General features: G+C 71.7%; 13 protein-coding genes. 5 read left to right on the forward strand and 8 right to left on the reverse strand.

Going from position 1 to position 15697, the window contains the following annotated elements:
• Nucleotides 1-35: 35 nt before the first annotated feature.
• Nucleotides 36-764 carry a type 1 glutamine amidotransferase gene (locus OG257_RS34355; RefSeq protein WP_329213873.1) on the forward strand — a complete coding sequence of 243 codons (729 nt, stop codon included), beginning with the start codon at nucleotides 36-38 and terminating at the stop codon, nucleotides 762-764.
• 123 nt (nucleotides 765-887) lie between these two features.
• Here OG257_RS34355 and OG257_RS34360 read toward each other — a convergent pair whose 3' ends face one another.
• A complete protein-coding gene (locus OG257_RS34360; protein ID WP_329213875.1) occupies nucleotides 888-1328 on the reverse strand; it encodes an ATP-binding protein in 441 nt (146 codons plus the stop codon).
• A 255-nt stretch (nucleotides 1329-1583) separates the two neighbouring features.
• On the opposite strand from OG257_RS34360, the gene OG257_RS34365 reads away from it, so the two are divergent.
• Nucleotides 1584-2027 (forward strand): SRPBCC family protein, encoded by a 444-nt coding sequence (locus OG257_RS34365; protein ID WP_329213877.1) that lies wholly within the window; start codon nucleotides 1584-1586, stop codon nucleotides 2025-2027.
• Nucleotides 2028-2154: 127 nt separating this feature from the next.
• On the opposite strand, the gene OG257_RS34370 is transcribed toward OG257_RS34365, so the two are convergent.
• Together OG257_RS34370 and OG257_RS34375 are read right to left on the reverse strand one after the other, a co-directional pair.
• A complete protein-coding gene (locus OG257_RS34370; protein ID WP_329213880.1) occupies nucleotides 2155-3714 on the reverse strand; it encodes a PQQ-dependent sugar dehydrogenase in 1560 nt (519 codons plus the stop codon).
• 328 nt (nucleotides 3715-4042) lie between these two features.
• On the reverse strand, nucleotides 4043-4183 hold the full coding sequence (locus OG257_RS34375) for a hypothetical protein (RefSeq protein ID WP_329213882.1): 141 nt from the start codon (nucleotides 4181-4183) through the stop codon (nucleotides 4043-4045).
• Between the two features lie 22 nt (nucleotides 4184-4205).
• Between OG257_RS34375 and OG257_RS34380 the strand changes: the two genes are divergently transcribed.
• The 3 genes from OG257_RS34380 (at nucleotide 4206) to OG257_RS34390 (ending at nucleotide 10318) form a co-directional block, all read left to right on the forward strand.
• Entirely contained in the window at nucleotides 4206-5228 is a 1023-nt protein-coding gene (locus OG257_RS34380; RefSeq protein ID WP_329213884.1) for a helix-turn-helix domain-containing protein, read from the forward strand.
• Nucleotides 5229-5461: 233 nt separating this feature from the next.
• On the forward strand, nucleotides 5462-8851 hold the full coding sequence (locus OG257_RS34385) for a S8 family peptidase (protein WP_329213886.1): 3390 nt from the start codon (nucleotides 5462-5464) through the stop codon (nucleotides 8849-8851).
• 264 nt (nucleotides 8852-9115) lie between these two features.
• The gene (locus tag OG257_RS34390) at nucleotides 9116-10318 is read left to right on the forward strand and encodes an oxygenase MpaB family protein (protein ID WP_329213888.1); all 1203 of its coding nucleotides are present in this window, start codon (nucleotides 9116-9118) and stop codon (nucleotides 10316-10318) included.
• A gap of 126 nt (nucleotides 10319-10444) precedes the next feature.
• Here the strand turns inward: OG257_RS34390 and OG257_RS34395 are convergent, their stop codons facing one another.
• The 5 genes from OG257_RS34395 to OG257_RS34415 form a co-directional block, all read right to left on the reverse strand.
• On the reverse strand, nucleotides 10445-11608 hold the full coding sequence (locus tag OG257_RS34395) for a TetR/AcrR family transcriptional regulator (protein ID WP_329213890.1): 1164 nt from the start codon (nucleotides 11606-11608) through the stop codon (nucleotides 10445-10447).
• A gap of 194 nt (nucleotides 11609-11802) precedes the next feature.
• The gene (locus OG257_RS34400) at nucleotides 11803-13632 is read right to left on the reverse strand and encodes a N,N-dimethylformamidase beta subunit family domain-containing protein (protein WP_329215498.1); all 1830 of its coding nucleotides are present in this window, start codon (nucleotides 13630-13632) and stop codon (nucleotides 11803-11805) included.
• 65 nt (nucleotides 13633-13697) lie between these two features.
• On the reverse strand, nucleotides 13698-15143 hold the full coding sequence (locus OG257_RS34405) for a condensation domain-containing protein (RefSeq protein WP_329215499.1): 1446 nt from the start codon (nucleotides 15141-15143) through the stop codon (nucleotides 13698-13700).
• A gap of 62 nt (nucleotides 15144-15205) precedes the next feature.
• Complete coding sequence (locus tag OG257_RS34410; protein WP_329213892.1) at nucleotides 15206-15472, reverse strand: acyl carrier protein; 267 nt, start codon at nucleotides 15470-15472, stop codon at nucleotides 15206-15208.
• Nucleotides 15469-15693, reverse strand: a complete 225-nt coding sequence (locus OG257_RS34415) for an MbtH family protein (protein ID WP_329213894.1) — start codon at nucleotides 15691-15693, stop codon at nucleotides 15469-15471. Before OG257_RS34415 ends, OG257_RS34410 begins: the two co-directional genes overlap by 4 nt.
• Nucleotides 15694-15697: the final 4 nt, after the last annotated feature.

The raw sequence follows: 15697 nt of genomic DNA on the forward strand, positions 1-15697 counted from the left end.
AGCGAACGCAGATGCCGAGCAGGGGAGCCCAGGCGATGACGCCCTCGCACGCACAGGACCCACCGACCGCCGTGGTCGTACAGAACACCAGGAACGGCGGTCCCGGCCGGGTCGGGGCCTGGCTGCGCGAGGCGGGCCTCGGCCTCGAAGTACTGCGTCCCTACGAGGGTGAGGCCCTGCCCCGGTCGCTCGGCAGCAGGCCGCTCCTCGTGCTCGGCGGCGACTTCCTGCCGGACGACGACGAGCGCGCGCCCTGGCTCCCGGCCACCCGCCGCCTCGTCGCGCAGGCGCTGGACGACGGCACGCCCTTCCTCGGCATCTGCCTCGGTGGCCAGATGCTCGCGCAGGTGGCGGGCGGCAGCGTACGGGCCCGTCACGGGCAGCCCGAAATCGGCAGCACACAGATCCGGCTGCGCCCCGAAGCCGCCGACGACCCGCTGCTGTACGGGCTCGGCGCGACGGTTCCCGCGATCGAGCGGCACGTCGACGCGATCACCGAACTCCCGCCCGGTGCTTCCTGGTTGGCGTCCAGCTCGGCATGCCCCCACCAGGCGTTCCGGGTCGGGGCGCGGGCCTGGGGTGTGCAGTTCCACCCGGAGGTCGAGGCCCGGCGGATCGGCGGTTGGGACCGGGAGCGGCTGGCCCGGCAGGGCTTCGACAGGGACCGGCTGCACACCGAGGCCCTGGCCGACGAGGGCGCGGCGGTCTCGGGGTGGTCGGTGTTCACGCGGAGGTTCGCCCAGGTGTGCGCGAGGCTGCCGTGACCGGCTGCGGGGTGTCGGGCGTGCCCCCGGTGCCGCCGTCCCACCGATGCCGTGACGCCGGTGAGCACACCCGCGAGCAGCCCCCCCCAGCCCGCCCGCACGGCAGTGAGGTAGTGCACGGGATCAGTCGATGGTCTCGCCGTGCGGGGGCTTCGGCGCGCCGGGAGGAACGAAGCAGGCGGTGATCGTCTTACCCGAGGCCTGGGGGTGCGTGGCCCATCCGTCGGCGAGCGCGTCGACGATGGCGAGTCCGCGCCCACTGGTCGTCGTGTGGTCTTCGGGCTGCTGGGCGGGGGGCACAGGATCGGAGTCGTGGACGCTCACATGCAGGCAGCGGCTGTCCCAGGTGAGGACCAGCTGGGCGTCGCTGTGCGCGTGCACGTGCGCGTTGGTGATCAGTTCGGAAACACTGAGCAGTATCGCGTCCACGGTTTCGGGAGCGTCTTTCGCCCATTCCAGGGACGCCAGGTGGTCCCGCGTCCAGCGGCGGCCGGCCCGTACCCCGTGCGATACGGGAAACGACTGAGCCCATCCCACCGCACGCAGGGACATGTCCTTCGTCATCGGCCCCTCCTCGCTCGGCTCTCCCCTCTCGTCTACCCCCGCATTCGAGGCCCACCAGGGCAGCCCCGGCGCGCGGCCCGGCCGACCTCCCGAAGCCGGAGCGGAAGCGGGGGTCGACCGGGGGAGGGCTCCCGGCCGTGACTACCGCCGGGCGCCTGCCGCCGCGACCGGGTGGCGGAGAGGCATGCGTGCGCCGGCGTCTGTCGGGTAGTCGGCAGCGCAAGGCGTAACCGAGCGAAAGAAAGGTTGTTGCTCATGTCCTCCTCCCTCGTCGAGACCGTCGACATCAAGGCGCCCGTCAGCGTCACCTGGGCTCTGTGGAGCGATGTGTCGCAGTGGCCGAAGTTCCTGAGCCATGTGCGACGGGTCGATCCGATGGACGAGCGCCGGTTCTCCTGGCAGTTGTCCCTGCCGGGCGCAGACAAGAGCTTCGTCGCGGAGCTCACCGAGGTCGTCCCGCAGGACCGGATCGCCTGGAAGACGATCGAGGGCGTGCATCACGCAGGCGTGGTCACCTTCCACCGGCTCGACGACACCTCCAGCCGGGTCGCCCTGCAGATCGAGTACGACCCCAGCGGATTCGTGGAGCACCTGGGTGCCCTGACCAACCTCGATTCGGCCCTCACCAACTACGACCTGGGCGAGTTCCAGAAGCTTGCCGAGTCCACAGTGGCGGGTGACGGCCCTCGGGGCCTGTGAGTGGAGCGCCCCGCGGACGGAACCGCCCGTGCGCACGTCCGAAGTGCGCACGGGCGGTTCTCCGCCGAACGGCGAGCGGCCGGCAATGGTCCGGCGCGGTGGCCTGGAGGGCGTCAGTGCAGACGTCTCAGCGGCCGACGGCGCAGGCGTCCCCGTTGAGGGTGAACCGTGGCGGCGACGACGCATCACCGGTGTGCGTGGCGAGGTACCCGAGGGTGATGTTCGCGCCGGGAGCGATCGTGGCGTTGTGCGAGGCGTTGGTGGCCGTGACAGTGTTACCTCCCTGGGTGAGGTCCGTGTTCCAGTCGGAGGTGACGGTCTGCCCGAGGGCCAGCGGGAACTCGAGCTTCCAGCCGTTCACCGGGGTGCTGCCGGTGTTGGTGACGGTGAGATCGACCGTCGTGCCGGTGCCCCAGGTCTGCACGGTGAGGTCCACTCGGCAGGCGGGTTCCTCCCGTGCGAAGGACACACGGTGCAAGCCGCCGGGCAGGTCGTTGACCACGTAGAACTCGCCGTCGACGGTGGTCCCGATGGACGTCACCTGGGTGGGCATCTCCCCGATCTCGGCCTGCTCGTAGCCGCCTTCGCCGTCGGGGCGCAGCGCCCAGACCGTGGACGAGCAGTAGTCGGTGGCGATGTACGTGCCGCCGACGAGGTCGGCGTACTTCTGGCCCCTGTAGACGTGACCGCCGATGACCGAGCAGCCGCCTGTGTAGGGGGAGTAGGTGAAAACCGGCTCGGTGTACTTCTCGCCGGGCACGCAGTCGCCGCCGTCGAACTTCTCCAGGCCCTCGTAACAGGACCAGCCGAGGTTCAGCCCTCCCTCTCCGGGCGTGAGGTGGTCGACCTCCTCCCACCGGCCCTGGCCGACGTCGCCGATCCACATCGAGCCGTCGGCGCGGTCGAATGAGAACCGCCACGGGTTGCGCAGACCGTACAGCCAGATCTCCCCGCGGGCGCCGGGGGTGCCCACGAAGGGGTTGTCGCCCGGAATGCAGTAAGGGAGCAGGCCGCAGCCACGGCTCACGTCGATGCGCATGACCTTGCCCAGCAAGGTGTCCAGTCGCTGCCCGGAGCGGAAGGGGTCCGCGGAGCCGCCGCCGTCACCGATGCTCCAGTACAGGTGGCCGTCGGGGCCGAACGCGAGCTGGCCGCCGTTGTGGTTGCTGTACTCGGCGTGCGGCTGGGAGAGCAGGACCTCCAGGCGGGACTCGTCGAGCTGGTAGCGGGCGAGAGTGACCGCGCCGTCGGGCAGTGCCGTGTACGCCACGTACAGGTAGTGGCTGTCAGCGAAGTCGGGCGGGACGGCGATGCCGAGCAGACCGCGCTCGTTGCCCGATTCGTCCACGGCCGACTTGATGTCGAGGAGCGGGGCCGGGGCCAGGCCGGTATCAGGGTGGTACACGCGTACGGTGCCGGACTTCTCGGTGATGAACAACCGGTCCGTGCCGTCGTCGGGGGCGGCAAGGGCGGTGGGCCGTCTCAGCCCGGAGGCGACCTGGGTCGTGGTCGCGTGGAGCGACGGCAGGGGGATCGACGAGGGGTCAGCCTCCGCGCCGGTCGGCCCTGTGTCCGCCGTCGCGTTCCGGGCCGCCGCGAAGGACTGGGTCGCGGCGGCGGGCAACGGAGCAAGGGTGGTCAGCAGAAGGGCCAGCAGGAGCTGCCCGGTCCAGCGGCGTCTTAACATGTCGGCTCCAGAGTCGAGGACGCTTGCACGGCGGTGGCATGCGCACACAAGTGGTTCGCACCCGGTGCCGCGCCTGCCGGCACATCGGGTCCTGCGGTGTCATGGCCGGTTGCGGGAAGTCGCTGCCCCCGGAGGTGTCGACCGGGGCGCCCAAAATGCCATGCGCATGACAATCCATGGTCGTCTTCATGGTCGTCTTCTTTCCGGTGGGGGATACAGGGTTCCCGGCGAGGGCGTTCGGCGCGTGGGAGCGCTCCCGCGACCCCAGACTGCGCGCGGAGAGGCGGCGCGGGCAACATTCGATTGCGCCACTTCCGCGCCGTGTGGCTCAAACGATGCGGTCGCCGAACGAGGCCCGGCCGGAGGCGTCCTGCCCGTAACGGGCAGCCCGTAGCGCCAGCAGGGCCGAGGGATAGGCTTCGGCGGGGAAGATCCGCTCGGCGCGTACGAGGTGTGCCGGGCCGGACACGGGGCCGCGCGAGGGGGGCCGGATGCTGGAGGCGCTCGGGCTGGGCCCGGCCGAGGAGGCCGTCTACACGGCGCTGATGGCCCGTCAGCCGGCGTCCGCGCAGGACCTCGCCCGGCGGACCGGACTCGAGCACGCGGACAGTGTCCGGATCCTGGCCGATCTGGCGGCGCGCGGCCTGGCGGCCGTGGAGCCCGAAGGCGGGGCACCGGGACGGGCCGGCGGGGAGACGGGACGCCCGCCCGCGCGCTACCGGCTCACACCGCCCTCGGTGGCCCTGGCCCCGCTCCTCGTCGAGCAGCGCAACGCACTGCACAAGGCCGAGGCCGCGTTCTCGATGCTGACCGAGCAGTACCGCAGTACCGCCGCACACACCGCGGGCGGTGTGGTGGAGGTGGTCGTCGGAGTGGAGCAGGTCGCTCACCGGTTTCACCAACTGCAGTCCGGCGCCCAGCGCGAGCTGCTCGTCTTCCTCGTCGGCGCGCCCATCGCAGTGCCCCGCGAGGACACCGACTCGTCGGAGAGTTCCGCGATCGAGCGTGGAGTCGACTTCCGGATCGTGGCCGACAAGGGCTATCTCGACGGCCACGATGTCGTCCAGGACGTGCGGGCCGCCGTCATGGCGGGTGTCGGGCTCCGCGTGGTCGACTCGCTGCCGCTGAAGATGGTCGTGGCGGACCGGGAGCGCGCGATGGTGCCACTGGACATATCGGACTCCGGAGGTGAGCCGAGCGCGATCGTGGTGCACCGAAGTGGCCTGCTGGCGGCCCTGGTCCATCTCTTCGAGAGGGAATGGGACCAGGCCCGGCCGATGTACACCACGGCCTCGGGCGTGCGCGAGGGGACGGCAGCCGATCAGCAGCCGACCGGAGAGGAACGGGAGGTCCTGGCCCTGTTGCTGGCGGGGGTCTCCGACCGGCGGGTGGCATCCCAGCTCGGCCTCTCCATACGCACGGTGGAGCGGCGGATCCGGCGCCTGATGGACCTTGCCGGAGCGGAGTCACGCCTGCAGCTGGGATGGCACGCCGCGCGGTCGGGCTGGCTCTGACCTTCCTTCGGCTCCGGAGCCGAAGCCCCTCCCCATCGTCCGGACCGGTAGGAATCGGCGTCACGGAGTGAGTCCGAGCCACCCCGGGACCTGCTGGAACCGATGGGTGTGCCCGAGTGACGGAACACCGCCAAGTGGGATATCCGCCACGTTCCGGTGCCCCTGAGTGATCCACGTGTCTGCCAGGATTCAGCCGCTACCTGGCATGTTCACGGCTTCAACGAGGGAGACTCATGCATCCCATATCGCGCATGGCCTTGGGCGCGGCGACCGCCGCCGTCCTGGCAGTCACCGCGGTCACGCCTTCGGGGGCGGCGGATATGTCGTCCGAAGGCGCCTCGGGGAAGAGACCCGTCATCGGCAGCGAGGCACCGGCGACCGGCGGCAAGCAGACCACCGTCACGCTCGTCACCGGCGACAAGGTGCTCGTGGCCACGGACCCGTCGGGCCGCAGTTCGGCTGCGGTGCTGCCCCGCGAGGACGGCACGCAGCCGCTCGTGCAGACCCGTCAGATGGGCAAGGACCTCTACGTCTACCCGGAGCACGCTTCCCGGGCGATCGCCGAAGGCAAGGTCGACGAGCAGCTGTTCAACGTCACCGGGCTCATCCGCCAGGGATACGACGACGCGGATTCCGACACGCTCCCGCTGATCGCCACCTACGAGAAGGGCGCGGACGTTGCCGCCAGTGCGCTCGCCGCCCCCCGCGGGGCCGAGCGGGGGCTGAGCCTCCCCGCGGTCAACGGCGTCGCCCTCAAGGCCCGCAAGGACACCGTCACCACCTTCTGGCAGGACGTCACCGACGCCCGCTCACGATCCACCTCCACGCTGAAGAAGCTGTGGCTGGACGGCAAGGTCGAGGCCACGCTCGACCGGTCCACCAAGCAGGTGCACGCCCCGGAGGCCTGGGCGGCCGGCTACGACGGCAAGGGCACCAAGGTCGCCGTACTGGACACGGGTGCGGACGCCGAGCACCCGGACCTGAAGGACCGGATCGCCGCGTCCGAGAACTTCACGGACTCCAGCAGCACCGACGACCGGCAGGGCCACGGAACCCACACCGCCTCCACGGTCGGCGGCTCCGGAGCGGCCGGTGACGGCAGCAGGAAGGGCGTTGCCCCCGGGACGTCCCTGCTCATCGGCAAGGTCCTCAACGACTGGGGTTCCGGAGCGAGTTCCTGGATCATCGCGGGTATGCAGTGGGCCGTCGACCAGAAGGCCGACGTCGTGTCCATGAGCCTCGGCAACCCGGTGATCGGCGACTGCTCCGATCCACTGGCCGAGGCCGCGAAGCAACTGTCGCAGAGCACCCACACCCTGTTCGTCGTCGCCGCCGGCAACGCCGGATCGGCCGTCGAGACCGTCTCCTCGCCCGGCTGCGCGCCCGGCGTGCTGACCGTCGGCGCTGTCGACCGCGACGACACCACCGCGTGGTTCTCCAGCCGCGGTCCGGTGGCCGTCACCCACACCCTCAAGCCCGAGATCGCCGCTCCCGGCGTCGCCATCTCGGCAGCGGCGGCCGGTGGCCGCGGCGTCTACGCCTACCGGGAGATGTCGGGCACCTCCATGGCGACCCCGCACGTCGCGGGCGCAGCGGCCATCGTCCGTCAGGCCCACCCGGACTGGACCGCGCAGCAGATCAAGTCCTCCCTGGTCTCGTCCGCCCGCACCGGCGGAAAGGTCGCCGGAGCCGACCAGACCGGGGCGGGCGTGCTCGACGTGTCCGCAGCCGTGCAGCAGAAGGTGCTCTCCGCGCCCGCTGTCCAGGGCGGTGACTACAACTGGCCGCAGGACACCTCGGACCGCACCACCGTGCAGGTGCCCTTCACCAACACCGGCGCCGACGACCTCGACCTGCGTCTCAAGGTCAGCGGTGTGCACGGCAACGACGGCAGCGACGTCAACTCCGATGTCATCAGGCTGGAGCAGGGCAAGGTGACCGTTCCCGCGGGGGCGACGGTCCAGGTGCCGGTCCGGATCGACCCCGCGGCCCGCCTCAAGGCGGCCCAGTACGGTGCCGTGACGGGCAGGATCATGGCCTCCGGCGGCACGACGCACGTCTCCGTGCCCGTCACTCTCCATGTCCAGCCGGAAACGGTCGTCCTCCGGGTCAAGGTCATCGACCGCAACGGCAAGCCCGCGGCCGGCTCCTCCTCGCTGGACCTGGTCAGCCTCGACACCGACACGGGCGAGCGCCGCGTCAACGCGGGAGAGGCCGAGCAGAGGTTCAGCGTGCGCCCGGGCGACTACTCCCTCTCCGCGTTCGCGGCCACCTACGGCGCGGACAACGTGGCGGAGTCCATCGGCTACCTCGGGCGACCGCAGCTTCGGGTCACCCGGGACACCACCGTCGTTCTGGACGCTCGCAAGGCCAACCGGCTGAGCGTGCGCACCGACCGCCCCTCGACGGTGAGCAACACCACGTTCAGCTACGGCCGCACGTGGGACGACACCTGGCAGCTGAGCGGGTCGCTCATGGCCGGCAGCATCGTGCAGAAGTTCTACGCCTCTGTTGACGGGCGCGCCGAGAAGGGCTTCTTCGAGTTCCGGCCGACCTGGCGGGCGACAGGTTCCCAGGGCGGTTCCTCCTACGTCTACAACCTCTCGTTCCCGACCCAGGGTCCGCTGCGGTCCGACCGGACCTACCAGCTGCGGGACCACAGGCTGGCCCAGGTCACGGAGAAGTGGAACGCCCTCGGCAAGGAGGCCGACTACATCGACTCCCTGTTCCTCCTCCCGTCCTGGAACCGCAACACCGCCATTCCGGTCAGCCCGTTCGGCACGGTCCATGTGCCGGGTACCCGTACCGCCTACTACACGACCGGCGACGACGCCTGGCTGCACGGCGCGATGACCAGCTTCCCGTTCGCCGCGTTCATGGGCGACAAGGACCGCACCTACCGGCCCGGAGACCGGCGTTCGGAGGAGTGGTACGGGGGGCTCCTGCGGCCGGCCGCGGCGCGCGACACCGCGGGAGAGCCGGCACTCGCTGCCGAGCGGCAGGGCGAGCTCATCGGCTTCCAGAGCGCGCTCTGGCTCGACGCCTCCGGTGACCACTGGTCCTACGGCGGATCGTTCGGCGACCTCGGCAACCTGGTGCTGAAGCGCAACGGTGAGCAGATCGCCACCAGCACCTATCCCTACGACGCGTTCAGGGTGCCGGCCGAGGACTCCGCGTACGAGCTCACCCAGAATCTGGAGAAGATTCCCACCTCGGACCGGAACTGGCTGCGCTCCACCGCGGTCTCCACCACCTGGAGCTTCCGCTCCCACCTGGAGCCGGACGTCTACTCCCGCGGCCTGCCGATCCTCTTCCCGGCGTACGACCTGCCGGTGGACGGCACGAACACCCTGCCCGCGGACAGCGGCATCAAGGTCGGACTGTCGGCCGAGGGGCACGCCGGATACACCCCGGGCACGATCGAGGCGGCCTCCCTGTCCTACTCCTACGACGGCGGCGCCACCTGGACGAAGGCGCCGACCGCGCAGCGGAACGGCACGTGGTCGGCGGTCCTCGACCACACCGGTGCCGCAGGCAAGCAGGTCATGCTGTGGGTCGGTCTCACCGACTCCCACGGCAACGCGGTCACGCAGACCGTCACCCGCGCCTACGACGTGCGGTAACCACGGTCCGGCCGGGCGGTCCCCCGCAACGGGGGAACGCCCGGCCGCCGCCCTGCTGTACGGCAAGGGCCCGGGGCCTCGTCGCCCTTGCCCGGATGGTCGTGTGCACCGCCTCCGTCATGGCCATTGCCGACGGCAGCACACCTCGCTATGTTAATTGATAATCACATTGCTCAGCATGATCTGAAACATGGTCGTGACGCAACTGGCAATGGAGAAAGGACATGTAGCGCCATCTGGTCGAGCAGGGAAGTGGGTAAGTTAATGCACAATCCCGACAGGCGACGATTCCTGTCCCTCGGTGTCGCACTCGGTCTCGTGGGCGTGGCCGCCCCCGCCAAGGCATGGGCGTCGGCGGACTCGGTGGCCGGAACCGGCACGGGCGCGGACCCGGAGTACGTCTGGGACAGTGCGGTGGATCCTCTGATGGTTTCGCTGCTCACGAATGGCCAGGTTCCGTCGGTCAACACCGCGATGGCGGGGTGGGTGGACAACGGTGACGCGCTGCCCGGCGGCCTGCCGGCCGAGCTCAGGGCGCATCTCGAGGCGGCCAACAAGCTGCCGTCCTGGGCCGACCCCGTCAAGCTGGCCCGCGCCGCCGACTTCAACCGGCGCAAGGACACCTACCTGTTCATGCTCTACGGCCTCGGCAGCGGGATCATGAGTACCGTGATCCCGCGGGAGGCCAGAAGCGTCTACTGGTCCGTCGGCGGCGCCGACATGAAGGACCGCGCGGCCAAGACGTTCACGTTCGGCTACGACCTGGCCCAGCTTGACGCCTTCAAGCCGACGGGGCAGTTCGTCGTCACCGCCAACAAGACGCGACTGGTGCACGGCGCGGTACGTCACCTGCTGCCGCAGTCGCCGCACTGGAAGGCGGGCGCCGACCAGGCCATCCCGATCAGTGCCGCCGACATCCTGGTCACCTTCCACAGCCTGGGAACCTTCGTGCACCGGAAGATGCTCGACTGGAGGATCCCGATGTCGGCCGCGGACCAGGAGGCGTTCCTGCACTCGTGGCAGGTCGCCATTCACCTGCTCGGCGTGCCGGACGAGTTCATTCCGAAGACCTGGGCGGCCGCGGAGGCCCAGTCGGCGCAGGTGCTCACCCCGATCCTGGCCCCGACGCCCGAGGGCCTCGACCTGGCCGAGGTGCTGCTCGGTCTGACCGCGGAGATCGATCTCGGTGTCACGCGCGGGTTCCTGAACGAGTTCGTGCGCTACGCCCTCAGCAACGAGGTCGGCGACTGGCTGGGGCTGCCGCGCGACTACGCGGCGGCGGCTCTGATCCGCACGGTGTGGCCGGCCTTCATCCTCTTCCGGGAGGGGCTGTCGCCCGTCGCGCCCGGCGCCTTCTACATGTTCGACCAGTTCCTTCGCGGCGTAGCCATGCTGTTCCTCAACAAGGGCAGCTCCGGGACCACCACCCCGATCACGATCCCGACCGGGAACAGGCCGGCCGGCTGAGCCGCCGGCCCGAACCCACAGGTGCCCGCCCCGCGGCCGTCGCGCCGAGGGGCGGGCACCCGGGCGACCTCGGCAGAGCCGACTGACGGCGCGGCGCCCCGTCGCGTACCTGGTCGCGATGCAGGTTCACAGGCCCAGCGCGCCCACGACCAGAGCGGTCACGGCCTCACGGTGGTCGTGGCTGTCCTGCCACCGCAGTGCGCGTCCTGCCTCGACCGCCACACCGAACCCCGCGTGCACCAACGCCCGGGCCTGGCGCGGGTCCAGCTCCGGACGGGCCAGCCGCAGCTGCTCCTCCCAGACGGCGATGTGTTCCCGCTGTGCGAGGACCACAGGCCGCCGCAGGTCGGCCGGCAGGCCTGCGACCTCGGCTTCGGCGACGCTGTTGAGCGCCGTGTACTCGAAGCTGTAGGCCACGTACGTCGCAGCCAGCGCGACGATGGCTTCGTGCGGCCCGGACACCTCGTGAAGACTCCGGTCCACGCCCTGGGCCAGAAGCCCCGCCGCCTGGAGGCACGCCGCCGCCAGGATGTCGACCTTGCCGGGGTAGTGGCGGTAGAGCGCCGAAGGGGCCAGCCCCACCGCCTCGGCGATCTGTCCGTTCGTGACGCTGGGGAACCCGTCCCGTGCGAACAGCGGGACGGCGGCCGCGAGGATCTCCGCGCGTCGCGTGCGCGGCACCGGCCGGGCGGGCAGCTCGACGGCGGGCGCGCCGCCCCGGGATGCTGCGGGATCGGTCGCGGCCACGCGCAGCGCGGACGCCAGCAGCAGTTCATCGGCCCGCCGTTGAGCGATCGAGGTGTGATGCATCGCGATGGACCCGATCGCACCGAGGGCCGCCGCGGCCCGCAGGCGCTCGTCGGGCAGTGGGTACTCGCGCTGCACCGCCTCGTCGACCCGCCCCACGACGTGCCCGAACTTCGCCCTGAGACGGCAGCGGTCCTCGCTGTTGAGGTAGCGGGCCTCCCATCGGTACACGCCGCCCGATGCGCGATGGGCGACGGTGACCCGGGTGACGGCGGTGAGCACATCCGCCAGGCCCGCCCCGGACGGCACCTCGTCGAGCGAGGCGACGAGCCGGTCCGCCATGAGGTCGGCGCACTCCGCGAACAGCGCGTACTTGTTGGGGAAATGCCGGTACAGGGCGGCCGCGCTGATACCGACGCCGGCGGCGATCTGCTCCATGGACGCCGCGTGGTAGCCGCGCTCGCTGAAGACTCGGCCGGCTGCCTCGACGATGAGCTGCTTGCGGTTGCGGGGCCGAGTGGCCGCGGCCGGATCGGCGCTCACGGCCGAACGGGCGGATGCGGAGACAGGGCCATGCGGATCAGTCAATCACACGTCGCCCGAGGGGCTCAGGCTCCCTCGGAGCGGACCGCGCGGAACGCGCATTCCGACTCACTTCCCAGGTGACGGTGCCCGGCCGGCACCGTCACATCAGCCCCGCCCGGGCCGCCGGTGCCCCTGAGTACCGGCGGCCCCGTTCACACCGGCGGATGGCTGACGAGGAGATCGTCGGAGGTCGCCGCCAGCAGCCGGCCCGCGTACGAGGCGAGAGCCCTGGCCGCGGGGAAGGGGCTGCCGAGGGTGAAGGGAACGTCGGTGGTGACCGGCGGACGCGAGAGCAGTCCGTCCGGACCGACGCCGTACAGACGGGCGTTGAGCACGGTGAGCAGGACTGCCTTGCCCGCCGGTCCCACCGCCGTCCACGGCGCCTCGGGGTGCAGGGCAGGACGATGGTGCAGGGTGTCGTCGTGCGGGGTCACCGCGAAGAGCGTGTTGTCGCACATCGCCAGCGCGGTCGTCCCGGCAGGGACCTTTCCCGCCGGGGTCCAGGGAGCCGGCCCGGGCACCGGGGCGCGCACGAGCAGTCGGTCGTCCGTTCCGACAGCGAGCAGGGCCAGCGGCACGGGCCGGCACGCCTCGCGCGGGGCCGTCAGACACCGGATCTCCGGCGTCGGCCCCGGTGCGGGCGGACAGGGGACCCACGGCAGGTTCTGGTCGGACGGCTCGCGGTGGAGCAGGGTCCTGCCGTCCTCGGCCACGGCGAAGAGCAGGCCCTCGCAGGCGGCGAGCGCCCGCAGACGCGGCGCCGGCCCGACGGTGTGCCAGGAGGGACGGGGAGAGGTACCGCCGAGACGGTCGAGGACGTTGCGGGTGATCCGGTCCACGACCGGATCGGACAGAGCCCGGCCCCAGTTGATCGTGGCCGTGTTGAAGACGGTGCCGGCGCCCATGCGGAAGACGCCCATGGTGGCCCAGCCGCCCTGCCCGTACGCACGCCAGTGCCGCAGGTCCGCGGTGGCGAGGACGGCGAAGGAGCGCGGGGTGCCGTCACGCCCGGTGGCCCGGGGCACGCCGGCCGACCAGTCGAGTTCGGCGGCGTCCGTCTCGTACCCGAGCGCGCCCCGGGCGAACGCGTCGCCGTCGGTGAGGCCGGTTCCCTCGAAGACCCAGTGGCCGGCGAACCGGACCGTATACGAGTCGCGGCCTATCACGGCCATGCCCTCGCCCCACGCGCCGGCGCCGTTGCGGAAGCTGACCCCCGTCATGGAGTTCTCGGGACGGTCGACGGGCGAACTGGACCACTCGACGGTGGCGAGGCGCGGGTCCACGGCGGTGACGGGGTCGGCGGCGGCATCGCGGTGACAGACCATCGTGCGGCCCTCGTCCTCCAGGCGCATCTGCCACCACGCGGTGTTGCCCGCGAAGACCGCCAGATTGCCGCCCTTGCGGACGAAGGTCTCGACGCTGTCGCGCATCCCGGCCGACCAGTACTCGTCGTGCCCGTTGATGACCAGCAGCCGGTAGGAGGACAGGAGTTCGTCGCCGTCGTGCAGGTCGAAGCCGGAGCAGAACTCGACCGGGTACCCGGCTTGCGGGAGCCAGCGCAGCAGAGGCTCCTCCCAGCGCTCGGGCGGCGGCCCGCCCCCGGGTTCGGTGAGGGACACCCGTGCGGCGCGGCCCGGCTCCTCCGCGTAGTAGATGCTGCGGCCCGGCTGCCCCGCACGGTGGTAGGCGCGCCAGGTGGCGAAGGGAACGGAGACGAGCACGGAGGAGGTCGCCGCGGGCCGTGCGGCGCGGACGACGAACCACACTTCGTGTTCGGCGTCGCGCTCCGGCTCCGGTGTCTCGGGGCGGTCGTCGTGGAAGCGGGCCACGTAGAGGGAACTGGGCCAGTCGGGCGGGACGTCGAGGGTCCACCCCGTCCCGTGAACGGGTACGCGCGTCATCGCCCGCTCGGCGACGATGTCGGTGACGACGACGTGACCGGTCAGCGGGCCGCCGTCGCCGGCGCTCACGCCGAAGCGCATGCTCCCGCCCTGGACGCACGAGGTCTTCTCCGAACGGGCCGACGGCCGCGCGACGAGGCCCGCGCTCATCGGCCGGAGCCTTCCGCCGCTAGGAGTCCGGGCAGCGCCGCCAGCCGGGGCGGGTCTCCGGCCGACGAGGACACGACGACCTCCTCGATGGCGCGAAGGTGGGCGTGGATGGCGGCCGGAGGCAGATAGGCCGTGTCGGCGGTGAGGGTGACGGTGAGCGCGCTGTCGTCCCCGCTCACGTGCAGGCAGTAGCGGCAGGCGACACGGTCCTGCGTCGCGGGGAAGTCGAGCACGCTCCGGCCGCGGAGCGCGGCAAGTTCGTCGGCGTGCGGTGCCGGACGGGGTGCTGCGGGCCGCTCCGCCAGCCGCATGTCGTTGAAGCAGCAGTACGGGTGCACCTCGGCACCCCGCTCGTGGGCTGCCCGGTCCAGCAGGGCGTCCCAGTCGGCGGGATCGTAGGCGGCCGCACGGTACCCGGCGAGCGCGGCCGGCCAGGCACCCGCCAGCAGACCGGTGAAATCGGCGTCCGGACCCGGGACATCATCCATGCGCAGAACGAACAGCGCGTCCTGCGACAGCGTGCTGACCAGGGTGCGGTGGCCCTGCGCCGCGCGATTGCCCGCGATCGGCATGACCGCCGCCACGGCGTGCCCCTGGTCGGCGGCGACCAGAGCGGCCGAAGCGGTGAGGAGCACGGTCGAGCCGCTGACCCGATGGGCGGCGGCCAGCGCCTCGACGGCCCGGGGGAGTGCGGCGGAGACCAGACGGCCCGTCCAGAAACGGGGGGTGCACGGCGTCGCGACCGGAGTGGGGAACATCGTCGGCGGGGCCTGCCGCAGGCCGTTCTCCCAATGGGCGAGCGCGGCCCCGCCGGAGCGCCGGCCGGCCGGGGAGGCCTGACGGCGTGCCAGGTCCAGCGGGGTCTCGGCGCAGCCGGGACCGGCCGACCCGCGGCGGGCCAGCAGCCGCAGATCGCGGACGAGGACCTCGGCGCCGTGCCCGTCGGTGGCCAGATGGCACAGCGCCAGTACGACGTGGGTGACCCGGCCTTCGTGGCGGACGGCGCCGAACCGTACGGGCCACTCCCGCGCGTAGTCGAAACGGCGCGAGGAGAGGGACGACAGCAGGTTCTCGGCGGCGGCCCCGCAGCCGGCCGGGTCGGGCTCGTCGTGGACGCTGACCTCCACCAGCCCCTCGGCACACAGGTGTTGGCGGGGTTCTCCGTCGTCACCGGCCACGATCCGGGTGCGCAGCGCTTCGTGGCGGACGAGGAGCGCGGTGAGCGCGCCGGCCAGCCGAGGCAGGTCGACGGGCGCGCCCCGGTCGGCGAGAGGCAGGACTCGGCCGATGTTGAAGTAGTGATCGTTGGGCGCGGTGCGGCCGATCGCGTGCCATATCGCGCGCTGGCCCCAGGTGAGCGGGGCGTCACCGGAACGGCCGCCCGTGAAGGTGACCGTCGTCGTCGTGCCCGCCGGGTCCCGGCGGGGATCCGGTGCCGTCACCGCGGCCGTGCCGGCGTCCGAGGCCCCCGTGACGGGGACCAACGCGTCCGGGGCCGTCGCCGTCACGGGGTGCCCTCCGCGGCCAGAGCCCGTACGCGGGCGGTGAGCCCGGCGAGCCCCTCGGTGTACAGCGCCCGGTCGCCGAGGTCCAGGAGCACGCCGTACTCGGTCTCCAGGCTGTCGGCCAGCCGCAGCAGGGACAGCGAACTGACGCCGAGCGCGGCGAGCGGCTCTGCGGAGTCGACGATCTCGGCGGCGGCGACCTGGCCGTCCGTGGCCCGTTCGACGAGCTGGGCAAGGCGGTCGCGGGTCGGGGCGGGCGCGTTCACCGGGCGCCGCCCGCCTGCCGGGCGGCCTCGTCGGCGAGGCGGCGGCGCAGGCTGAGCGGCCGGATGTCCGGCCACACCTGGTCGACGTGCGCGACGCACTCCTCCTCGGTGCCGCTGAAACCCTCGGCCCGCCAGCCTGCGGGCAGTGGAGTGCCGTCCTGCCAGAGGGCGTGCTGCTCCTCGTCGTTGACGGCCACGAGGTAGCGGGTCGGATCGCTCATGGGG

The sequence above is a fragment of the Streptomyces sp. NBC_00683 genome, assembly GCF_036226745.1.
GTDB lineage: Bacteria > Actinomycetota > Actinomycetes > Streptomycetales > Streptomycetaceae > Streptomyces.